The sequence below is a fragment of the Oceanirhabdus seepicola genome (assembly GCF_023684385.1).
Taxonomy (GTDB): domain Bacteria; phylum Bacillota; class Clostridia; order Clostridiales; family Clostridiaceae; genus Oceanirhabdus; species Oceanirhabdus seepicola.
In genome coordinates, this window is sequence record NZ_JAGSOJ010000007.1 from 229156 (window position 1) to 252096 (window position 22941).

Annotated in this window: 20 protein-coding genes; 17 read left to right on the forward strand and 3 right to left on the reverse strand. The window is 29.3% G+C overall.

Annotated features, from left to right (window positions below):
- Window positions 1-118 precede the first annotated feature (118 nt).
- Window positions 119-475 carry a DUF5658 family protein gene (locus KDK92_RS24240; protein ID WP_250862010.1) on the reverse strand — a complete coding sequence of 119 codons (357 nt, stop codon included), beginning with the start codon at window positions 473-475 and terminating at the stop codon, window positions 119-121.
- Between the two features lie 340 nt (window positions 476-815).
- On the opposite strand from KDK92_RS24240, the gene KDK92_RS24245 reads away from it, so the two are divergent.
- The 16 genes from KDK92_RS24245 (at window position 816) to KDK92_RS24320 (ending at window position 19010) form a co-directional block, all read left to right on the forward strand.
- Entirely contained in the window at window positions 816-1382 is a 567-nt protein-coding gene (locus tag KDK92_RS24245; protein ID WP_250862011.1) for a manganese efflux pump MntP, read from the forward strand.
- A gap of 109 nt (window positions 1383-1491) precedes the next feature.
- Window positions 1492-2856 (forward strand): helix-turn-helix domain-containing protein, encoded by a 1365-nt coding sequence (locus KDK92_RS24250; RefSeq protein ID WP_250862012.1) that lies wholly within the window; start codon window positions 1492-1494, stop codon window positions 2854-2856.
- Window positions 2849-3562 carry a lysophospholipid acyltransferase family protein gene (locus KDK92_RS24255; protein WP_250862013.1) on the forward strand — a complete coding sequence of 238 codons (714 nt, stop codon included), beginning with the start codon at window positions 2849-2851 and terminating at the stop codon, window positions 3560-3562. Before KDK92_RS24250 ends, KDK92_RS24255 begins: the two co-directional genes overlap by 8 nt.
- Window positions 3563-3696: 134 nt before the next feature.
- A complete protein-coding gene (locus KDK92_RS24260) occupies window positions 3697-4260 on the forward strand; it encodes a rhomboid family intramembrane serine protease (protein ID WP_250862014.1) in 564 nt (187 codons plus the stop codon).
- Between the two features lie 314 nt (window positions 4261-4574).
- On the forward strand, window positions 4575-4955 hold the full coding sequence (locus KDK92_RS24265; RefSeq protein ID WP_250862015.1) for a DUF2089 domain-containing protein: 381 nt from the start codon (window positions 4575-4577) through the stop codon (window positions 4953-4955).
- A 15-nt stretch (window positions 4956-4970) separates the two neighbouring features.
- Entirely contained in the window at window positions 4971-5405 is a 435-nt protein-coding gene (locus KDK92_RS24270) for an SHOCT-like domain-containing protein (protein WP_250862016.1), read from the forward strand.
- A gap of 25 nt (window positions 5406-5430) precedes the next feature.
- Window positions 5431-5685, forward strand: coding sequence for a hypothetical protein (locus KDK92_RS24275; protein ID WP_250862017.1), 255 nt, complete (start codon window positions 5431-5433; stop codon window positions 5683-5685).
- 87 nt (window positions 5686-5772) lie between these two features.
- The gene (locus KDK92_RS24280; protein WP_250862018.1) at window positions 5773-7146 is read left to right on the forward strand and encodes an MATE family efflux transporter; all 1374 of its coding nucleotides are present in this window, start codon (window positions 5773-5775) and stop codon (window positions 7144-7146) included.
- A 145-nt stretch (window positions 7147-7291) separates the two neighbouring features.
- Complete coding sequence (locus KDK92_RS24285; RefSeq protein ID WP_250862019.1) at window positions 7292-8149, forward strand: DegV family protein; 858 nt, start codon at window positions 7292-7294, stop codon at window positions 8147-8149.
- 70 nt (window positions 8150-8219) lie between these two features.
- Entirely contained in the window at window positions 8220-9356 is a 1137-nt protein-coding gene (locus KDK92_RS24290; protein WP_250862020.1) for a ribose-phosphate pyrophosphokinase, read from the forward strand.
- 146 nt (window positions 9357-9502) lie between these two features.
- Window positions 9503-10381, forward strand: coding sequence for a GNAT family N-acetyltransferase (locus KDK92_RS24295; RefSeq protein WP_250862021.1), 879 nt, complete (start codon window positions 9503-9505; stop codon window positions 10379-10381).
- Window positions 10382-10693: 312 nt separating this feature from the next.
- Window positions 10694-12961: an RNA polymerase recycling motor HelD gene (gene helD, locus KDK92_RS24300; RefSeq protein ID WP_250862022.1), complete on the forward strand. Its 2268-nt coding sequence runs from the start codon at window positions 10694-10696 to the stop codon at window positions 12959-12961.
- A gap of 163 nt (window positions 12962-13124) precedes the next feature.
- Window positions 13125-15128 (forward strand): SPFH domain-containing protein, encoded by a 2004-nt coding sequence (locus KDK92_RS24305; RefSeq protein WP_250862023.1) that lies wholly within the window; start codon window positions 13125-13127, stop codon window positions 15126-15128.
- Between the two features lie 197 nt (window positions 15129-15325).
- On the forward strand, window positions 15326-16516 hold the full coding sequence (locus tag KDK92_RS24310) for an SPFH domain-containing protein (protein WP_250862024.1): 1191 nt from the start codon (window positions 15326-15328) through the stop codon (window positions 16514-16516).
- A gap of 10 nt (window positions 16517-16526) precedes the next feature.
- Complete coding sequence (locus KDK92_RS24315) at window positions 16527-17639, forward strand: TFIIB-type zinc ribbon-containing protein (protein WP_250862025.1); 1113 nt, start codon at window positions 16527-16529, stop codon at window positions 17637-17639.
- Window positions 17640-17852: 213 nt separating this feature from the next.
- Entirely contained in the window at window positions 17853-19010 is a 1158-nt protein-coding gene (locus tag KDK92_RS24320) for a leucine-rich repeat domain-containing protein (protein WP_250862026.1), read from the forward strand.
- 62 nt (window positions 19011-19072) lie between these two features.
- On the opposite strand, the gene KDK92_RS24325 is transcribed toward KDK92_RS24320, so the two are convergent.
- The gene (locus KDK92_RS24325; RefSeq protein ID WP_250862027.1) at window positions 19073-19870 is read right to left on the reverse strand and encodes a pyruvate, water dikinase regulatory protein; all 798 of its coding nucleotides are present in this window, start codon (window positions 19868-19870) and stop codon (window positions 19073-19075) included.
- Between the two features lie 677 nt (window positions 19871-20547).
- On the opposite strand from KDK92_RS24325, the gene KDK92_RS24330 reads away from it, so the two are divergent.
- Window positions 20548-21768 carry a NupC/NupG family nucleoside CNT transporter gene (locus tag KDK92_RS24330; protein ID WP_250862028.1) on the forward strand — a complete coding sequence of 407 codons (1221 nt, stop codon included), beginning with the start codon at window positions 20548-20550 and terminating at the stop codon, window positions 21766-21768.
- A gap of 56 nt (window positions 21769-21824) precedes the next feature.
- Here KDK92_RS24330 and yidA read toward each other — a convergent pair whose 3' ends face one another.
- Complete coding sequence (gene yidA, locus KDK92_RS24335; protein ID WP_250862029.1) at window positions 21825-22643, reverse strand: sugar-phosphatase; 819 nt, start codon at window positions 22641-22643, stop codon at window positions 21825-21827.
- Window positions 22644-22941: the final 298 nt, after the last annotated feature.

Genomic DNA, 22941 nt, shown 5'->3' on the forward strand with positions numbered 1-22941 from the left:
GAATTTTTTTGAAATAGATGTATAAACATTGGAATGGTTATACAAGTGGGATCAGTAGGAGCCACGCTGTTCTATTTTAGTATTGCTAGTTTTTATAGGCGGAATAGTCTTTATGTTACTATAAATTCATAAAAATAGGTATAGAGAATAGCCAAACTAAATGAGATATATTAATAAGGGCGTAAATAGTAGTGATTATGTTAATAGCTACATTGGAGAACCTCAATTGTTTATTAGTTGCATTCTGCATCCTTTTATATAAATATAATAATAATAATGCAGGTAAAATTATTTTCACCATAATTCCTGCATACGCGCTTTGAAGCAGTCCTATCATAAACGGGTTTGCTTCATTAAAAAATCCAGTGTTCAATAGAATATTGGTGAAGATAATATCAGTAACGTTTAATATATATAAGATAAATATTTTATTTTTAATATTATTAATATCACTGTTTTTCATCAAAGCTAACACATTAACCACCTCATTTTTATAATATTACTTAGAGTAGTATATTCCAGTTCTTCACTAAAAATACATGAGATTATTAAATTTTTTGCAAAAGTATCATAATTAATAGGTCAAATCATTATAGGGACATATTTTTTTATTGGCAAAATATAATATTTATGATATATTATATTAGAATTAAATAATTTCTTATGGATACATAGGGGAGTAGCTGGCATATTACGATATGTAACTAAGTCAACATACTGATGAATTTCATCTGGCTTAGTTTTAAATAGTGAGACTTATGCATAATTTTTGTTATGCGTGAGTCTCTTTTTGTCGTTAAAGAGGAGGAATTAGAATGACATTTATATCAATTATCATTATCGCTTTTGGATTGGCAATGGATGCTTTTGCAGTATCAATTACTAGTGGTATTTTAATTAAAGATTTAAAAGTAAGACATGCATTGAAAATAGCACTATTCTTTGGTGTATTCCAAGGAGTTATGCCTTTGATAGGGTGGATTTTAAGTATTAGATTTAGTAAGTATATTCAGAGTATAGATCATTGGGTATCATTTTTATTATTGGGATATATAGGTATTAAAATGATCCATGAGGCATTAAAAAATGATGAGGATGATGATACTGGAAAAAATCCATTAGATTTAAAAATTCTAACAATATTATCAATCGCAACTAGTATAGATGCTCTAGTTGTTGGGGTTAGCTTCGCTTTTCTTGAAGTAAATATTATATATGCTGCCCTAATTATTGCTATTATCACACTTGTATGTTGTTTTATTGGTGTTTTCATGGGTAAAAAATTTGGAGAGTTGTTTAACAAAAAAGCTGAAATATTTGGAGGAGTTATTCTGGTATTAATGGGAGTAAAAATTTTGATAGAACATCTTGGATATATTTAAACATATGGAATAAATTGGTTTAATTCCACGTGCGCTAAAATATTTACTATGATGCCAAGATATGCTAAGATTAAATAATAATAAAGTTGTATTGTTGAGGAGTGTTTATATGTGTGATACTTTTAAAGTTTCTATACTATCTCAAGGAGAGAGGCTAAAGAATTTACGCAAATCCTTGGGATTAAAACAATCAGAATTAAGTGGGAATAACATAACTCGTAATATGATTAGTATGATTGAGAATAACAAAGCACCTTTGACTGTAAAAGCATCTAAATTAATTTATAATAATCTTATGCAATCATGTGAACAGAGAGGAGTGAAATACCAGACATCTCCAGAAGAAATTTACTTAACCGAAGAAGGACAAGTTAGAAGGCTGGCAGAAGAATACGTTGATTATCTTAAAAAAAATGAACTTGATAAGTTCAAAAACTTCCAAGGATTTAAAAATTTTGATGAGATAATAGATAGTATAAATAAATATAAAGTAAATGATTGTAAAATGAAGATTTATTATTATGTTGCAAGATACTATCAGAAAAATCTAAATTATAACAAAGCTTTTAGATATTTTTCTATAGTTAATGAGTTGGTATTCACAGAAGATGCTGATAATGAATTTATTAGTGGCTTAATTGTAGCTATATTAGATGTAAGCAAAAATACTCAAAGATATGAAGAAGGATTATTAATAAGTGATAGATTGATGGATCGTGTTGATTCTAAACAAATGATAGCTATTATGCATAATAGAATTATCATTTTAAAAGCATTAGGAAGAATAAAAGATGCTTTAGAAGAAATTGATAAATTTGAATATATATGCAGTAATACTATTAATGAAAGACCTATGGTGGAAATAAGTATTGCTATTGTAAAAGCTAATTGCTTAAGAGAATTAAATGAGTATAAAAAAGCTATTGATATATATATTGAATTAATGGAAAATATAATATGGAACGAAGAGAATATTCATTTTAAAGCATTGGTTTTAACAAATATAATAGAAACATATCTTGAAACAGGTGGAAATTATATTAAATATTTGGAGAAATTAGATAATCTTGTTGAATCTGTACCGTCCCTTGATAATAGAAGATTTATGTGTGAGTTGTATAAACATGTTTACATAGCTTATGATAATTTAAATGAGGATAGATTTGATAAATTAAAGGATAAATATCTTAAAAAAGTTTTAAAATCTTCAATGAAATATAAAATAAATGAATTTTTATCATTCGCCTTAGATAAGCTACTTGATGATGCAAAAATTAGTAAAGATGAAGAAAAAATTGAAAGTGTTAAAGAAGATATATTTAATGCTTTAAAAAATGGATTACTGAAATTAGATTCATTTTTAATTTTTAATCTTATAGAATACTATAATTCTCTCAATAAAAGTGATAAGATATCAGAAATTATATGCTTTATTAGACGTTTAAATGATGAAGGAGGTTTTAAAGATGCTTAGAACAATTGCTTGGTATTCAAATTTTGCTGGAAGCTTACTGTTAATGATACCGCAAATGTATAAGGTTAAAAGATTGCAGAGGAAACCAGAAGAACAAGAAAGTATTAAATATATTCATGATGTTACTTCAAAATGGGCAAGAAGAAACGTTAAAATTAGTGGCGCTAAAGTAAATATATTTGGTGAAGAAAATATTCCAAAGGACATACCAGTGGTATTTATAAGTAATCACCAAGGGAATTTTGATATAGCTCTTTTCATGAGTTACATTGAGAAGCCTAAAGGCTATATAGCAAAGGCTGAGATGAAAAAGGTTCCTCTAATTAGAACTTGGATGGAATTCATGAATTGTGTGTTTATGGATAGAAGTAATTTAAGAAAATCTGCACAGGCTATAATTGAAGGGGTTAAGATACTTAAAGGTGGGCATTCACTTGTAATTTTCCCTGAAGGTACAAGAAGTAAAGGGGGACCTCTTGGTGAATTCAAAGCAGGAAGTTTTAAATTAGCAACAAAAGCTAAAGTTCCAATTATTCCAATTACAATTGATGGTAGCTACAAGCTTTTAGAACAGAATAAAAATAAAATAAAACCTGCTGAGGTTAATTTATACATACATCCAATGATAGAAACTAAAGAACTTTCTAAAGAAGAACAAAATGAATTACCAGAAAAAGTTAAAAATATTATATGTAGTAAACTATAAATTCAACAATAAAGCACCATGTCTTAAATAGAAGGTATGGTGCTTTCAATATATATTTATTTTCACATGCCTAATATGCTATTCATAAAATATATGGTAAAATATTATATATATTTGAATTGAAGGAGGAAAAAATGAAAAATCTTTTAAAAAAAGTAACATATAATTCACCTGTAATATTGAGTTTCACTTTTTTAAGTTTTATTGTGTTAATAGTAGGCGAGTTAACTAAAGGATATACAACATCATTGTTATTTACAAACTATAGTTCATCTCTTATGAACCCACTTACATATATAAGATTATTCTCGCATGTGTTGGGACATGCGAATTTTGAGCATTTCTTCGGCAATTTCATGATAATATTGATAGTAGGACCTATAATCGAAGAAAAATACGGAAGCAAAAAATTACTATTCATGATATTAATCACAGCATTCGTAACTGGATTAATAAATAGTATGTTTTTCAACACTGGTCTTCTTGGAGCTAGTGGTATTGCATTTATGCTCATTTTATTGAGCTCAGTAGTAAATACAAGAGCAGGAGAAATACCATTGACTCTTATTATAGTTTTTTTGGTTTTTATTGGGAAAGAGTTTTATGTAGGAATTACACAATATGATTCTATATCTCAACTTACACATATGATTGGAGGAGTATGTGGAGGTAGTTTTGGTTATTACTTATTAAAATAAGAATTGTAAAAAAGAAAAGGCATGCTTAAACACATGCCAAAACTTAAGGGGACTAATATAAAAAGAATAAGATGCCTTTCTTATTCATATAGTTTAATTCTTGACAGAAATATATTTTTTAATCATATATTTAAAAATAATTTTTAAAAAATAGGTTTGCAAGATAAGTATAGTGGATCTTTATTATATTTATTTTGTAGACCTTTTTTATTAATTAATTTAATAATAGTATTAATTCTGATGATTTTCCTTGTATTTCCAAATTATATAATATATAATAAAAAATATAGTAATTTCTAAAGAGGAGGATAATCATGGGGGTTGAATTAATACATAAATGTCCGGTGTGCGATAGTGAACTTATAGTTCAAAGATTGAAATGTACGAAATGTAACACAGTTATTGAAAATGAATTCTTTTTTGACAAATTCATGACTATGAATAAAGAAGAACTTAAGTTTATTGCGATATTTCTTAAGTGTCGGGGGAGTATTAAGGATGTTGAGAAGGTTCTAGGAATATCATATCCTACTGTAAGAAATAAACTGGATAAAATAGCTAAAAAATTAGAACCAGATGCTATAACTAGTAATAAGAAAGACTCATCTGATAACTCAACGGATGTATTAAAGATACTTAAAGAGCTAGAAGATGGAATTATAGATTTTAGCACAGCTTTAAAAGAAATAAAATAGAATGGGGGAAGTAAAATGGGTTCAGAAATAATGAAAGTTCTTAACATGGTACAAGAAAATAAAATAACAGCAGAAGAGGGTGCTACGCTCATTGAAGCAATAAAGCAAGGTAATGAATCTGCTGAGGTAGTTAGTGATGAAATAAAAGAAAATTTAGTACGTACTTTTGATAGTGATGATGCTGTACAGAAAATACCTGGTGAGAAGATGTTAAAAATAAAAGTACATTCATCAGATGGTGAAAAAGTAAAAATTACATTACCATTAAAGTTCATAGTTGGAATGATAAATGCCACAGGAAAGATGCCTACTTTTAATTCAAATATTAAAGGATTTGACTCAGATGAATTGATGAATAGCATTTTAACAGCAGCAGATTCAGGAATGGAAGGCAAAATTCTTGATGTTGAAACAGACTCAGGGGATCAAATAAAGATAGTGATAGATTAAGGCATATTCAAATAGGGGTGATATTATGAAATTAAGAATTATAACTGATCAGGGAAAAAAAATTAATATTCCAATTCCTAATTGGCTTGTTAAGGTTGGAATAAATAAGAGCATACAAAAAGCATACAATCCTAAGAAAGAAAATAAAGAAAGTAACGCTTTATCTAACTTTGATTTCTCTATAATAGCTGATAATTTAGAAGAATTGAGTAAATACAAAGGATTAGTTGTTGTACATGCAATAGAGAAGGATGGTACGGATGTTAAATTGATATTATAATTATATTTTTGTAGATAATTGTCATAATTTATAGTAAAATTTGTATGTATGGAATTATACATACAAATTTTATTTTAGGGAGATTTTATGGGTTACGTAAAGAATAATAAACTTATTTTGAAAGACGTTATGAAATTAGCATTGCCTGCAATCGGAGAAATGAGTTTATATATGATTGTATGGACAGTAGATTCCATAATGATAGGAAAATATGGTGGAAAAGATGCTCTATCAGCTGTTGGTATGAGTTCTCAATTCTTGTACACTTTTGTAGATATTTTGATAGCTATTGGATTATCTGTAGCATTGACATCTATAATTGCAAGAGCATATGGAAGTAAGAATTACCAAAAGGGTGATGAATACGCTACTCATGGTATTATATTAACATCTGTTATTGCAATAACATTAACGTTAGTTTTTTATCTGTTTTGTCAGGATATTTTAAAGTTTTGTGGTGCAAAGGGAAATGTGCTAAATTTAGGCATAAAATATATGAGAATAGCCTCTATAGCAATTTTCTTTAATATGTTTTTGACATCGTTGAATGGTATTTTGAGAGGGATAGGCAACACATTTATTCCTTTTATAGCATCAGGGATATTGGTACTTGTAAACTTATTATTAGATTGGCTTCTTATATTTGGGATTGGAGGATGTCCAGAGCTAGGCGTTGAAGGAGCTGCTATTGCTACAATGATAGCAAATATTATAGCTTTGTCTTATATTGTGATTTATTTTAAAGTAAAGTCCAGAATAAAACCCAGGATACGTTATGTTAAGAATGTTACATTTAAAAAAATAAGTGATCTCTTAAAATTGGCAATTCCTTCTGGGATGCAAGAAGGAGCTTTCTCTATATGTAGATTAATAAATTCAATGATGATTTTGACATTAGGAGAAGTTGCATTTGCAGCTAATCATATAACTGTGTCAATTGAATCAATATCTTTTATGCCAGGTTGGGGTGTTGCTGTGGCAGCTACGTCTCTCATTGGTCAACGGATTGGTGAAAAAGATTATGAAGGTGCTAGAGAATATGGAAGAATGTGTTTGATTCTCGGGGTACTAATTATGGGTTTATGTGGAATACTGTTTCTTGTATTTTCAGAGGTAATTGCAAATGTTTTCATTCAAGAAAACCAAGTAGATGTATTGAAAAGTGCAAAACTTTGCATTATGATTGCATCAATTGAGCAAATACCTACTGCAATTTCAATGATTGCAGGTGGTGCACTAAAAGGGGCTGGTGATACGAAAACTCCATTTTTGGTATCACTTTTTTCAAATTGGGTTATTAGAATGCCCTTGATGATACTTGCTGTTATGGTTTTCAAATTAGATATAACTGTTATCTGGTGGATAACTTCGATACAATGGACGATAGATGCAATATTGATGTTAAGATATTACAAATTAAAATTTGTACCTTTAAAAATTAATAAGAGAAAAGTGCAGTAGGATTCAAAGGTATTCAAATGTTTAAAACATAAATATTTGGATACTTTTGTTTTTATATTTATTTATTTCTTGTGTTATACTTTTAATATAGCTTAATATTAAGCGTATTGTAGTTATTCATTTTAATATGCAAAAGGGGGAAATTATGACTAAGATTATTGTAGATAGCACTTGTGATTTGCCAATAGAATTTTTGAAAGAAAACAATATAGATGTATTACCATTGAGAGTATTAATTAATGACCAGGAGTACTTTGATAAACAAAATATTAAAACTGAAGAAGTTTTTAATTTTATGAAAAAGGGAATAGTACCAAGGACTTCTCTCCCTAGATTGGACGTAATCAGGGAGGTTTTCACAGAAAAGTGTATTAATAGAGAAGATTTTATTTACTTAGCTCTTTCATCAAAACTTTCTGGAACATTTCAAGCTGCTAAGTTGATAATGGAAGAATTAAGAGAGACATATCCAGAAATAAATATGGAAGTGATTGATACTAAAGGAGCTTCAATGGGTATAGGACTAATGGTAATGGAACTTATAAATATGATCAAGCAAGGAGCTTCTTTCTCAATGTTAATTGATGCAGTAGGATTTTATAAAGATAATAGTAGTCAATATTTTACCTTGTCAAATTTAAACTGGTTAACCAAGGGCGGCCGTCTCCCAAAGAGTAAAGCAATAATTGGTACTGTAATGAATATTAAACCTGTACTTGCTATAATGGATGGATCAATTGAGGTGATAAAATCAATAAGAGGAAGCAAAAAATCTTTGAAATATATTGTTGATACCGTTATAGATGAGATGAATATTAGAGATTGTGAGCATATTGGGATAGCTCATTGCGATGATTCTCAATCTGCTGAATTTATTAAGAGTAGGATTAAAGAGCTGTATCCGAATAAAAAAGTAATGATTACTACCATTGGAAGTGTATTAGCTTCCCATATAGGAATCGGAGGAATCGGAGTGTTCACATTATCAACTTATAAAGAATAAAATGCAAATTATTTGCAACATATGGATTATTATGTTATTTTGTAAGTGAAAGTGTTTTGGAGGTGGTTAAATGCAAAGCAAAAATAGAATACTTAAACCTAATAGTGAATTAGGAATCATTGTTTTAGAAAGCTGCAAGGAACTGGGTTATAAAATTAATAACGCTCTTATAAATAGAAGATCAAATATGTCTGAGTTTGAAGGTATATCGAAAGAATCGTATTTGATTTCTACAAAGGAAGTTCGCTTTTCTAACGGAGAGGGTAAAGTTGTTATTAATGATAGTGTGAGAGGTAAAGATATATTTGTAATATGTGATATTGGAAATTATAGTTGTACATATGAGATGTTTGGGTTTACCAATCATAAAAGTCCTGATGATCACTTTCAAGATATAAAGAGAGTATTATCAGCTATTGAAGGTAAGGCCAGAAAAGTTACTGTAATTATGCCTCTCCTTTATGCAAGTAGACAACATAGGAGAAGAAGTAGAGAATCTTTGGATTGTGCACTAGCATTGCAGGAATTAGAAAGATTAGGAGTTAAAGATATTATAACTTTTGATGTACATGATCCAACAGTTCAAAATGCAATTCCAATGATATCTTTTGATAACATATATCCTTCTCAAGAAATAATAAAAATGTTTGTTCATGAAGAAGATTTGCAAATTGATAAGGAGTCAATGATAGTTATTAGCCCTGATACTGGAGCTATGGATAGAGCCTTATATTATTCTGGTGTGCTTGGTCTAGATATTGGATTGTTTTACAAAAGACGTGATCACTCAAAGGTTATTGGAGGCAAAAACCCAATAGTTCAACATGAATATATGGGAAGAGAAATTGAAGGTAAAGATGTTCTTATCGTAGATGATATGATTTCATCAGGTGAGTCAATATTTGATATAGTTGACGAATTAAAAAAGAGAAAAGCTAGGAGAGTCTTTGTATCAGCAACATTTGCTTTGTTTGCAAAAGGAGTAGAGAAATTTAATAAGTATTATAAAGATGGATTAATAGATAAAGTGTATTCCACTAATTTAACATATATTCCAGAAGAGGCTAGAAATTCAGATTGGTTTAAAGAGGTTGATATGTCCAATTTCATTGGGAGTATTATTAATAATTTAAACTTAGATTTATCTATAGGGCCTTTAATTCATGATACTACCTATCTAGATGAGATTAAAAAGAATAAATATTAAAGTATTAAATATTAAAACATAAGAAGAATAAAGCTACCCTTTTAAGAGATAGACATAATGAAAAACTATCTCTTTTTGTCGTTCAAAATATATTTATGTATGAAGTTTGAGAAAAAATTTAATTATGGTAGGAGGGAACTAATATTATGAGTTATTTGAAAGAATATGAGATTTGTCAAGCAAATGCAGAAGAATGGGCTAGGTATCATGCGATTTACAGATTAAGTAATTTTAATGAGTGGATGTCATTAAGTTTTCAAGGAGATATTAATAGGTATACAAAAATTGATTTCTGTTATTGGGTAATAAAGGATAAAAAAAGAGTTGGTGGTGCACTTATAAAGCCGAATCTTATTAAATGCATATTTACAATACCACCATTTAATAAGAAGGAAGATTTAATTAAAGCTTTAACTTTATATGATAAATCAATATCTGATAAGAAAGAAGTTATTATAATTCCAGATGTTGATTTAGAATCAATTGATTGTTATAACGCGGCTGGATTTAAACTTCAGAGAGTAGAAAAGCTTATGGTCTGTGCTACAAGCAATTTTGATATTATATGGGATGATCAGTATAAAGTTGTGATACCAGAACATGAATACGCTGAGGAAATGGCAGAACTTTATTATGAAACCTATAGAAAGAATAAACTTATATCTATTGCATCAGAGCCTTATGATTTCCAAGTGGAAAATATTAAAATCTATTTCAATCATATAGAGTCTATGAATGTTCCCAGGGATTGGTCTACATTGATTTATGATAATGCAGAGAATAAATTAATAGGAGCATGTACAGTGAGTTTAGTTAATGGATTACCTTATATTCTTGATTTTGTCGTGCATCCTGAATTTCAACGAAAAGGATTAGCAACAAATATTATGAAAAGAACATTAGATGTTTTAGCTAATAGTTATCCAGCTATAAGATTAAATGTCACAGTAGGAAATGATGCGGAAATATTTTATGATAAGATGGGCTTTGTGAGTTTGGCAAAAAAAGGAAATATGGAGTTATAATATAATACTTTTTTTATTATAGGCAAAATAAAAGCAACTATTTAGATAGTTGCTTTTTATATTTATGACATATGTCTATTTTTTCGCATACCCATTGTATTTTAATATATAATTTATATCTTATATATATACTATATAATAAAAATGCAATATAGTCAAGAAAATATTAGGATAATTAAGAAAACTATAGTTATTTAATATAAATTTTAAGAAGTAGTTATAGAGAAGAACATTTAGGTGAAAAAAGCATTTTCATTTAATTGGAAAATGTATTAAAATATAATATGTCTCAGTACCCGCAAAACTTGTGAGGTGATTAAAATTAGTGTTGAAAAAAAATTAGATTATTTAATGGAATCTTCAAGATTAGATTTAACTTTGAAACATCTTAATATTTATTATGACAAAACAATTAACACGGTATCAAAAATTGATGAAGAAGTGGAGTATGGGATAAGGCATTTTAACTCTGATAATGCTGAACAATTTAATGATCTTATAATCAATTCAGTATTACAATCAAATCTAAAAACAAAGGTTAAAAATCTTGTTCAAAGTCTGAGTAAACCATATTTTTCAAGAGTTGATTTTAAAGAAGATTCAGTCGGTGAAGAAGAAAATCTCTATATTGGTAAAACTTCTTTAATGAACGAAGAAACTCATAAACTACTAGTAATTGACTGGAGATCTCCTATCGCTAACCTTTATTATGAGGGAAGAGTTGGTGAAGCTCATTATGAATGTCCGGAAGGAATTATTAATGGTATAATTTCACTTAAACGTCAATATAGTATTGAAAATAGTAACCTTAAAGATTATTTTGATATCGACATTACAACAAATGATGAATTCCTTCAGGCGTGCTTAGACTCTAATGCTGATAACAGGTTAAAAGATATTGTTTCAACAATACAAGCTGAACAGAATAGAGTAATACGTGCCGACATGTGGAAACCTCTAATAGTGCAAGGAGCTGCAGGTGGAGGAAAGACAACAATTGCCTTGCATAGGATAGCTTATCTTATATACACTTATGAAAAAACATTTACACCAGATAATTTTATGATTATCGCACCAAATAGATTCTTCTTAAATTATATTTCTGAAGTTCTTCCTGAGCTTGGAGTTGACAAGGTTATTCAAACTACTTATGAGGACTTTGCACGAATGGTATTAGGAAAAAAAGTGAAGATACGTGAGGGATATATTAAATTAGGTAATATAGTTAACAAATCTATGACAATTAATAAACAGGAATTTTCAGTAAAGGAAATATCACATTTAAAATCTTCACTAGAATTTAAAGATCTATTAGAAGAGTATATCGATTATCTTGAAGAAGCCTTTCTTCCTGAAGAAGATTTCAAGATATACAAATTCAAGCTTATATCAAGAGAGAAATTAATGAAACTCTTCAAAGAGGAATATAAGCATCTTCCATTTAAGAAAAGAATCGCTGAAATGAAAAAGCATTTAAATAATATTTTGAAGAGAAATAAGCAAAAACTTCTTGATAAAATTGACCTCATTTATGATGAAAAACTAGATCAATTAAGACACAAGATGAAAGATTGCCCTGAAAGAAGAAAAATATTTATTAAAATGACTGATGAAAGAGATGCTTTATTGGAAAAAATCAAGAAAGAATCTAAAACACTTGTAAATGATTATATAAAAAAGATTGAATATAGAAAGGTAGAAGACTATTATAGAGAATTTCTTGAAAAGTTACTTGATTCAACAGAAGATGAAAATTTCTTATTGAAAGAAACATGTAATTCTACAATAAATTCAATAATACAAAACCTATATGAAATTGAAGATCTTGCACCTCTCCTGTTATTAAAGTATAGAATATTTGGGTTAGATGAAAAAATAACAGTTAGACATGTGGTTATAGATGAAGCACAAGATTTTAGTTTATTTCAGTTATATATGCTTAAGACTTTAATAGGTAGTAGTTCAATGACTATTTTGGGAGATTTATGCCAAGGTATAAATAGTTATAGAGGAATTGAAGATTGGCAGGATGTAATTAATCATATTTTTACTGAAGCTAAGAGTACATTTTTAAAATTAGATCAGAGTTATAGAACTACAGTTGAGATTATGGATAAGGCTAGTTCGGTCATTGAAAAATTAAATGATGAGAAGCTTCCTCCAGCTAAACCTGTTCTTAGACATGGAGATGACGTTTCTATTGTTGAACTAGAATCATATGATGATATATGTAGGAATATTTCGAGAGATATTGATGATATGGATAGTAGAGAATACAACTCTTTAGCTATAATATGCAAAACTTTAGAAGAATGTAAAAATATCAAGAAAAAGTTGAAGCAATTTAATAAAGATATTATTCTTATCCAAGGAAATGAGAAAAAGTATAATGGAGGCATTGCAATAATACCTTCATATTTAGTAAAAGGTTTAGAATTTGATATGGTTATTGTTGCTAATGGATCAAAAGATATGTACTCATTTGATCAAATGGATGTGAAACTTCTATACGTTGCTTTAACAAGGCCACTTCATAAATTGAATATATATTCTCTAGGTGAAAAATCAAATCTATTATAAAATAGCATGTTTCATGCGCTTCAAATGTAAAAGAGATATTCTTAAATTGGAATATCTCTTTTTGAATTGTAATAAAATTGTAATCAATGGTATAAAAGAACATGATAAAATGATTACTATATTAAAAGGTATATAATACTTTATAAGTTAAGGGGGTATTTTAATGGCAATTCTATTTATAATTTTAGGGGGATTTCTTGTACTAGGCATTCTATTCTGGATGATAGGTGTAAGAGTTATACCTAATGACAAAATTGCAGTGGTTGAGAAATGGTGGTCTCCAAAAGGAGCACTAGATGAAAAAATTATTGCTCTTAATGGAGAGGCAGGATATCAGCCAGAGCTACTAAGAGGAGGTATTCACATTCTATCTCCTTTAATGTACAAGGTTCATAAATGTTCATTAGTGACAATTCCACAAGGAGAAATTGCTTATGTTTTTGCAAGAGATGGTAAACCTCTTGATCCAACTCAAACATTAGGTGAAGTGATTGTAGAAGGGAATAATTTTCAAAATGTAAGAGGATTTTTGAATCATGGAGGCCAGAAAGGACCACAAAGAGGTATTGTTAGAGAAGGAACCTACGCTTTTAATCTGGCTCAGTTTATAATTATTACAAATCATAAAACCTATTATCTTCCCTTAGGAAGTAAATCGGAAGAAGGCTCTATTGAAAATATGGCAAAAATACTTAAGGAGAGAAACGGATTTACTCCTATAGTTATTAAAGGTAGTGATGATGAAGTTGGAATAGTAACTGTACATGATGGTCCTTCACTGAACAAAAATGATATAATAGCACCTACAGTTGGAGACGATGCAAGTAACAATATGACCTATCATAACAACTTTCAAGATTCTGAAAAATTCCTGAAAGCAGGAGGTTTTAGAGGACGACAACATCAGGTACTTGTTGAAGGAACTTACTTCATAAATAGATTATTTGCAACAGTTCAGTTTATTGAAAAAACAATTGTAGATGTGGGTTTCGTTGGAGTTGTTGTATCCTATATAGGTCCACGTGGAGAGGATTCAAGTGGTGAGGGTTACAAACATGGGGAATTAGTTAAAGAAGGTTGCCGTGGTGTTTGGAATAAACCTCTAATGCCAGGTAAATATGCATTTAATACTTATTCTGGTAAGATTGTTACTGTACCAACTACAAATATTATTTTAAAATGGATAAGTAATCAAAGTGGTACACATAGCTATGATGAGAACTTAAAAGAAGTAACGTTAATAACAAAAGACGCTTTTCAACCATCTTTACCACTATCAGTTGTTCTTCATATTGATTATAAGAAAGCACCATTAGTTATTCAGAGATTTGGTGACATTAAGAAACTTGTTGATCAGACTCTGGATCCAATGGTATCAGCATATTTTAAGAATATTGGGCAAACTAAAACACTTATACAATTAATTCAAGATAGAAGTGATATTCAAGAAATATCTTCAGAAGAGATGAAGGTTAAATTTGGACATTATAACCTTGATCTTGAAGAGGTATTAATTGGTACTCCCTCTTCATCAGAAAACGATAATAAGATTGAAGATATTCTTACTCAACTTAGAGAAAGACAGATTGCATTAGAAAGAATAGAGACTTATTCTCAACAAGAGAAGGCTGCTGTCAAAGAAAAAGAATTTAGAGAAGCGGAATCAAGAGCTGCACAACAACAGTTTTTAACTGAGTCTGAAATAAATATTGAAATACAGAGTAATAAAGGTAAAGCAGAATATAGACGGGCATTAGAAGAGGCTTCTAAGATAAAAGCAATAGCTGAAGCTGAAGCAGAGAAAGAAGCGAGAATTGGTGTAGGTAAAGCAATAGCTGTTGATGAACAAGTTAAAGCATATGGTGGCCCTCAATATCAAGTTATGCAAGAGATAATGAGCAAATTTACTCAAGCAATTGAAAAATCTCAAACTAAGATTGTACCTGAAACATTAGTAACTATGGGAGGGGCAGAAGGAAATAGTGGTAATGTTTTCGAGATGTTGATGGGAATGCTCATTAGTGAAAAACTCGGAGTTGATTTTAATAAAAATTCTGAGGAAGTTAAAGATGATAGAGCAAAAAAAATAAAAGATAGCATTTTAAACTCACTTAATAACGAAAATAAAGATGATTTTAAAGATGATAATACACCAATTATTGAATAAAAAATTAAGTATTTGATATTTCTTATATAGTAGTTTAGAAATAAAAGATCCTTTCAGGGTCTTTTATTTTACAAAAGATTTAATTTGTGTCAAATACATGAGTAACATAAAATACAATAACATTCAATAATATTTATTTATTTGTAAATATGTATTATAATTATTATAAAAGTTAAAAAATGTAACGGAGGTTATATATGGGTATTTTTGATTTCGTTAGGGGACAGTTTATAGAAGCAATTGAATGGACAGATGATTCAAGAGACACAATGGTATATAGATTTCCTGTCCAAGGTAAGGAAATAAAAATGGGTGCACAACTTACAGTAAGGGAATCACAGGTGGCTATCTTTGTGAATGAAGGAGAAATAACAGATATTTTTCAGCCAGGGAGGTACACATTAACAACAGAAAATCTTCCGATTCTTTGTAAGTTGAAAGCATGGAAATATGGATTTAATTCACCATTTAAAAGTGAAGTATATTTTGTTAATACAAGGCAATTCACCGATAATAAGTGGGGTACAACAAATCCAATAATGATGAGAGATAAAGATTTTGGGGTTATAAGAATTAGAGGGTATGGTATTTATTCTTTCAGAGTTAGTAGTCCTGAATTTTTCCTTAAAGAAGTTTTTGGAACAAATGCTTCTTTTGAAACAGCAGATATAGAAGGACAATTGAAGAGAATGATAATCTCTGGTTTAACAGATGTAATTGGAGAAGCGAAAGTAGCTGCATTGGATTTATTAATGTACTATGATGAGCTTAGTGAAATAACAACAAATAAGCTTCAGAGCAAGTTTAATGATTTAGGTATTAGTCTAACTTCTCTTTATATTGAAAATATTTCTGTTCCAGATGAAGTAGAAGAGGCAATGAATAAGAGAGCATCAGTAGGCGCGATGTCTATGGGCGGCGGAATAGATAATTATACCAGACTTCAAGCTGCAGATGCATTGAGAGATGCAGCAAAAAATGAGGGTAATATTATGGCTAATGCCGGGATTGGATTAAGTACCGGTGCTGCTTTAGGAAATATGATGGCTCAAACATTAAACAATGTTAATTCATCAAGTAACAACGCTGCAAAAACACCTTCTCCAGCGGATATGGAAAACGAACAGCAAGAATTGATTACATGTAGTGGATGCAGTGCTAGAATAAGCAAGGATACAAAGTTCTGCCCAGAGTGCGGAAATAAAATAGCTATTCCTAAAGAAAAGTTTATGAATTGTACAACCTGTGGTGCTGAAATAAGAATGGGTTCAAAATTTTGTCCCGAATGTGGAGAAAAACAAAAACAAGAAAAGTTTTGCGAAAGCTGTGGAACAAAATTAAATGATTCCTCAAAGTTCTGTCCTGAATGTGGAACTAAGGCAGAATAGGGGGGATGGTATGAATAACTTTAATCAAGAAAATACTAAAGTTGAAAAAGATACTCATAAATATGACTGTCCAAATTGTGGTGGAAACTTAAGTTTCGATATTGGAACACAGTCATTAATTTGTCCATATTGTTCCTCAAATGTTCAGATCGAGTTTGAAGATGAAGAAATCATAGAGTATGATATTGACTCCGCAATGATGAAAGCAAAAACTGATTGGGGAGATGAGCAGAGGACAATAAAGTGTGAAAACTGTGGAGCTGAGACTCTCGTTGAAGCTAAAAATACTTCTGAATTTTGTGCTTTTTGTGGTTCTTCTCATATTTTGAAATCTGATGGAGAGAAAACGATTGTTCCTGAATCATTGATTCCTTTTAAAATTACTAAAGAGAATGCCCAAAAGGAATTCAAAAAGTGGATTAACAAAAGGTATTACGCTCCAAGAGCATTAAAGCATCAATATAATTCTGATAAACTTTCAGGAGTGTATATTCCATTTTGGACATATGATTCATCAACATACTCTTCTTACAGCGCACAGAAAGGAACTTACTATTATGTAGATGTGACTGAATGGGTAGAACAAGATGGTGAAAGAAAACAAGTGACTAAAAAAGAACGTAGAACACGATGGGAATATACTGCTGGAGACTTCAGTAAAGATTTTGATGATATATTGATTCCATCATCTAATCAAGTTAAGGAGAAACTTCTAAAGAGACTGGAACCATTTAACCTTAATGAGCTTGTTAGATATCAGCCACATTATATTTCTGGATTTATATCGGAAAGATATAGTATTGATGTTGATGCTGGTTGGAATTTAGCACAGACAGAAATAAAATCAGATTTAAGAAATGGCATTAGGAGGAAAATTAATGGAGATGAAGTTAGAGATTTACGAATTTCAACTCATTATGAGGATATAAAATTCAAACATATACTTCTACCAATTTGGATTTCTGCATACACATTTAAGGACAAAAATTATAAGTTCTTGATTAATGGGCAAACTGGAGAGGTACAAGGGGAATCGCCTATAAGTATATTGAAAATCATTTTTACAATATTATTGCTTGCTGGAGTAGCTGCATTAATATACTTTTATATGAGAAATAAATAATAATAAAAGCTCTTCGAAACCTTATTATACTTCATAAGATTTTGAAGAGTTTTTTTGAAGAAATTATTTCCTTTCCCTATTCATTCCAACCAAGAAATACAGTTTATTTACTCATATTATTAAATATCCTTTCATATATTTGAGAATAGAATAGGTGAATGTTTTTAAATTAATTTACAGGCATTTACACTAGAAAGGATTTAGGTGATTTTTGTGAGAAAAAAGAAAACTATAGGTTTGATAATTACAGGGCATATTATTGTTCTCATAATACTAGGATGCTTATTAATAAATTTTAATTCTTCAGATGAAGGTGAAATAGAAGCAAATATTATATTTAAAGACCCAGAAATAGAACGTTTAGTAAGAGAACAATTAAACCAATTTGATAAATCACTAACAGAGAATGATATTTTGAAAGTTGAAAAATTATTTATAAATAACTATGAAGTTAGTGTAACTTCACTAGAGGATATTAGTAAATTAACTAATCTTAAGTCCCTTAATTTATGGAAAATACATGTAGAAAATCTAGATTTTTTAGAAAATCTTGAAAAGCTAACTTCCTTGGAGATTTGGTTTAGTGAGTTGGATGATATTTCTAAACTTAAGAACTTGAGAAATCTCGAGGAATTGGTTTTATGTTCCAATAAAATAGAGGATATTTCAGTATTGACTAATCTTAAGAAACTAAGAAAAGTAGATTTTTCTTATAACAGAATTACATCAATAAGAGTATTACAAGAGCTAGAATTATTACAGGAAGTATTTTTGACTGGAAATCTAATTAAGGATATAACTCCATTGATGAGTTTAAAAGAACTAAGAACATTGTACATCGGGAAAAATCCATTAGTATTTTTATATCCTTTAGAAAAATTAAACTGGTCTAAGATTGAAATAATTGATTTAAATGGATTATCTAAAGATGCACTAAACTATTTACCAAAAGATGTTTTTAAAATAAAGGGATTGGGATTATCCAACATGAAATTGAGTAATATAGAGTTTCTAAATAAATTTGTTAATCTTGAATATATATCAATAAACAAAAATGAAATAAGTGATTTGTCACCATTAAGTTATTGTAAAAAACTTAAAATAATATATGGTCAAGATAATTTAATTACGTCTATTGCTCCACTCGAAGGTTTATGTAACTTAAAAATAATTAACTTTAATAATAATTCTATTAAATCTATTGAGGCATTAGAAAACATTAGTACATTAGAAAAAATTTATTTAACTAATAATAAAATATTGGATACATCTCCAATTTACAAGTTAAAAAATCTGAAATTAATAAAGTTGGATATACCAAATTCACCAAAAAGAAAAGATATATTAAAGGATTCATTAATGGATAGTTAACTGAGTAAGAAAATGTGATAATTCTTTAAAGAATAAAAAATAGATAAACCTTTCAAGCTTATCTATTTTTTTATGGTATTTAATATTATTAGAGCAGTATCTTCAATCGCTCTATCAGTGACATCTATTTTTTTACAATTTATTTTTTTGAATATTGAATCGGCATAATCTAATTCATCTAAAATTCTTTTCTCATCTATGTATCCAGAAGATTTAATGGCCCATCCGAATTTTTCTAGTCTATGTTTACGTATTTCAATTAACTTAATTGGATCTATTGTTAATGCAACAATTTTTCTTTTATCAATTTCAAATAGTTTTTGTGGTAGTGGTATCTCTGGTATTAGGGGAATATTAATTACTTTTAATCCTTTAAAGGCTAAATACATTGATAGGGGGGTTTTAGAAGTTCTTGAAAGTCCTATAAGTACAATATCTGCAGTATCTAATCCGTTATAATCTTTAGAATCATCATACTGAATAGCAAACTCTATAGCTGAAATTCTTTTGAAATACTCATCATCCATATTCCATAGATTACCTGGCTGGAAAACGGGCTTAATATTAAATTTTTGACATATTATATTAATGCCTGGTGAGAGTACACTTATAAAACAGATATTTAATTCAATGCATTTCTGCACCATGAATTCTTTCACTTCACTCAAAATTATTGTTGAAATTATTATAAGATTTTTTTCATCTTTGATTGTTTCTAAGAATTTTTGTGCATTTTTCATGGTGTTCAAATAAGGTATTCTTGTAATATGTATTTGTTCAGAAAATTGAGAAGCAATTCCTTTTGCAACTAATTCGGCTGTTTCACCTATAGAATCTGATATGGCATATATACGAAGCATAATATCATCTCCATTTGATTAAATTAATACTTAATAATAATATGGTAATAAATTTCAGATTCTATGCAATGGAAGTTTATTTACAGAAAATAAAATATTTTGAATTTTTAATCAATTTATAGTATAATAAAATTGTAAAAAAAAACGCATATGTATTCCCACTACATATGCAATATAAAGTAAGTAATATAAATTAATGTTAGCTTTATTTTTAAAGCTAAACAAGAAGGACTTTCATTGTACTATATTATGAAAAATATTTCAAATGAAGGAAAGAGAGTTTAAACGTGTTATTATGCTGTAATACACTTAGACTTAAACTAATTTTATATTCCTTGCTCAAACCATTAATAGGTATAATGTATTTAATAATGCAGGTAATACAAAATTAACCAAAATTATGTGTATCTAATTTAAAAGCATACATTAAACAAAAAAATAAAAAGCGTGAGCTTTTTATTTTTTTGTTGTAAATAAGAATAATTGCTTCAATAGATTCGTAATTAAGTTTTTAATCATTTTTATTAAATACGACAAAAAACGATTATTTTCACTGAATTGTTAGAAAAATTATTGAATTTTATATTAAAATATGATAAATTAAAGAAGTTGCTTAACCGGTTTAAGTAATAACTAAACATATGAAAAATTAAAACAAAAGTGAAGGGGAAGTACAAATGGATAAAATTGTTGGTATTATTGGGTTATTTGTATTAATAGGTATTGCTGTATTATGTTCTGAAGACCGTAAGAAGATTAATTGGAAGCTTGTTGGTATTGGTATTATAATGCAAATTGCATTCGCTTTTCTTATTCTAAAATTTGAACCAGGAAAGAATTTCTTCCAATGGATGTCAAATGGTATTACTTTATTGCTTGATTTTACAAAAGAAGGGTCGACTTTCTTATTTGGTAATCTTATGAATATTGAAAGTACTGGATTTGTATGGGCGTTGCAGATTCTGCCAACGATAATATTTTTCTCTTCATTTATGAGTATTTTATATCATATTGGAGCTATGCAACTTATTGTAAAGGTATTAGCTAAAGGTATGGTTAAGCTTTTAGGAACATCTGGGGCTGAAACACTATCTGCTGTTGCTAACATATTTGTAGGACAAACAGAAGCACCTCTTGTTATTAAACCGTTTATTAAAACAATGACAAGATCAGAATTATTAACTGTAATGACTGGTGGTATGGCAACTGTTGCAGGTGGAGTTATGGCTGGTTATGCTGCTATGGGTGTAGATCCTGGACACTTATTGGCTGCAAGTATCATGTCTGCTCCTGCAAGTTTAATTATTGCAAAAATAATGCTTCCTGAAAAAGAAGAACCAGTTACAAAAGGTAAAGTTCAAATGGATCTATCTTCTAGTCATGCCAACGTTATCGAGGCTGCTGCAACTGGAGCTAGCGAAGGGTTAACTTTAGCGCTTAATGTTGGTGCTATGCTTCTAGCATTTACAGCACTTGTTGCTTTAGTTAACGGAGTTATTAGTGGTGTAGGAAATGCAATAGGAATGGATTACCTTAACTTAAGCTGGATACTAGGTAGATTATTTGCACCATTAGCATATGTAATGGGAATACCTTCAGCTGATATAATTGCAGCCGGGGATCTTTTAGGACAGAAAGTTGTACTTAATGAGTTTGTTGCTTACGCTAACTTAGCACCAATGATTTCTAGTGGGGCATTACAACCAAAAACTATTGTTATTTTAACATATGCATTATGTGGATTTGCTAACTTTAGTTCTATTGCAATTCAGATTGCTGGTATTGGAGGACTAGCTCCAAGCAGAAAATCAGAAATTGCGCAATTAGGAATAAAATCATTGATTGGTGGTTCATTAGCTGCTTTCATGACTGCTTCAATAGCTGGTATACTTTTCTAAAATAATATACAAGAAAAAAGATTAGAACCTCAGTTCTAATCTTTTTTTATTGTCTATTAAGCAGTTTTTTCTACATCTAAAATAAATTTTTGGATAACATGGGCAACACCATGTTCATTATTAGTTAATGTGATAAAATCTGCAGCTTCTTTAACTTCATCAAAGGCATTCCCCATTGCAACACCTAAGCCGGCATAATTTATCATATGCAAATCATTTCCTGCATCTCCAACACATATAATTTCATCTCTTTTAATATTTAGTCTTTCAGCAATTTTTTCTATTCCAGTGCTCTTATTAACAGTTTTGTGTAAAAACTCTAGGAAAATAGGTGCGCTTCTTACAATAGTATACTGTTCATGTAGTTCACTAGGAAGTTGACTAATGATTCTATCTATATTATCAGGAGAGTCCACCATCATTACTTTAACAATAGTTGTGTTATGATCTATTTCTTCAATAGGAATTTCTCTTTGATTAATTCCATTGATATCAGCTTCGATATCAGTATATTCATTCTTTACTGGTGTTATAACATCATGATCTGTAAGTGCATGAATGTGAACACCTAGTTTTTGGCTTGTTGTATATAACATCTTATAATCATCTAGTGAAAGGGTGGTTTTACTGATAATTTCACCCGTTGCATTATTCTGAACAAGTGATCCATTAAAAACAGCTGTGTATTCTTCACCATTATCAAGTTCTAATTCTTTTACATATTTTAATACACCTTTTAATGGTCTCCCGGAGGCTAGTACAATTTTCACACCAAGTTTACGCGCATCAAGTATTGCTTTTCTATTTTGAACAGATATTTCTTTATTTTCATTAAGTAGGGTGCCATCCATATCTAAGGCAATAAGTTTATACATTTTTCATCATCCTTTACTCTTTAGTAAACTACCTCATTAATTATAACATAAAAAAAGGCACGCTGTGCGTGCTTTGTAGAAGGTAATTATTATAAGTACTTTAAGGAAAATTGAAAATTCTATCTTAATAAAAAAGGCGCGTTTCACGCGCTTCGCTAGGGAAACCTATATTTCCCTTGTATAATGTGGTTATAAGATTAATAGAAAACTATCTATAATTTATAACGAACATTATTATTCTAGTATTATTTATTATTCTTAATTCTTTCAACCCGTTAGGGTGTAGTTAATCACTTCA

Excerpts from the sequence above, each read along its gene's own strand:
- KDK92_RS24245 (WP_250862011.1), top strand. The coding sequence starts at position 816 with ATGACATTTATATCAATTATCATTATCGCTTTTGGATTGGCAATGGAT.
- KDK92_RS24250 (WP_250862012.1), top strand. The coding sequence starts at position 1,492 with ATGTGTGATACTTTTAAAGTTTCTATACTATCTCAAGGAGAGAGGCTA.
- KDK92_RS24255 (WP_250862013.1), top strand. The coding sequence starts at position 2,849 with ATGCTTAGAACAATTGCTTGGTATTCAAATTTTGCTGGAAGCTTACTG.
- KDK92_RS24260 (WP_250862014.1), top strand. The coding sequence starts at position 3,697 with ATGAAAAATCTTTTAAAAAAAGTAACATATAATTCACCTGTAATATTG.
- KDK92_RS24265 (WP_250862015.1), top strand. The coding sequence starts at position 4,575 with ATGGGGGTTGAATTAATACATAAATGTCCGGTGTGCGATAGTGAACTT.
- KDK92_RS24270 (WP_250862016.1), top strand. The coding sequence starts at position 4,971 with ATGGGTTCAGAAATAATGAAAGTTCTTAACATGGTACAAGAAAATAAA.
- KDK92_RS24275 (WP_250862017.1), top strand. The coding sequence starts at position 5,431 with ATGAAATTAAGAATTATAACTGATCAGGGAAAAAAAATTAATATTCCA.
- KDK92_RS24280 (WP_250862018.1), top strand. The coding sequence starts at position 5,773 with ATGGGTTACGTAAAGAATAATAAACTTATTTTGAAAGACGTTATGAAA.
- KDK92_RS24285 (WP_250862019.1), top strand. The coding sequence starts at position 7,292 with ATGACTAAGATTATTGTAGATAGCACTTGTGATTTGCCAATAGAATTT.
- KDK92_RS24290 (WP_250862020.1), top strand. The coding sequence starts at position 8,220 with ATGCAAAGCAAAAATAGAATACTTAAACCTAATAGTGAATTAGGAATC.
- KDK92_RS24295 (WP_250862021.1), top strand. The coding sequence starts at position 9,503 with ATGAGTTATTTGAAAGAATATGAGATTTGTCAAGCAAATGCAGAAGAA.
- KDK92_RS24305 (WP_250862023.1), top strand. The coding sequence starts at position 13,125 with ATGGCAATTCTATTTATAATTTTAGGGGGATTTCTTGTACTAGGCATT.
- KDK92_RS24310 (WP_250862024.1), top strand. The coding sequence starts at position 15,326 with ATGGGTATTTTTGATTTCGTTAGGGGACAGTTTATAGAAGCAATTGAA.
- KDK92_RS24315 (WP_250862025.1), top strand. The coding sequence starts at position 16,527 with ATGAATAACTTTAATCAAGAAAATACTAAAGTTGAAAAAGATACTCAT.
- KDK92_RS24325 (WP_250862027.1), bottom strand. The coding sequence starts at position 19,870 with ATGCTTCGTATATATGCCATATCAGATTCTATAGGTGAAACAGCCGAA.
- KDK92_RS24330 (WP_250862028.1), top strand. The coding sequence starts at position 20,548 with ATGGATAAAATTGTTGGTATTATTGGGTTATTTGTATTAATAGGTATT.
- yidA (WP_250862029.1), bottom strand. The coding sequence starts at position 22,643 with ATGTATAAACTTATTGCCTTAGATATGGATGGCACCCTACTTAATGAA.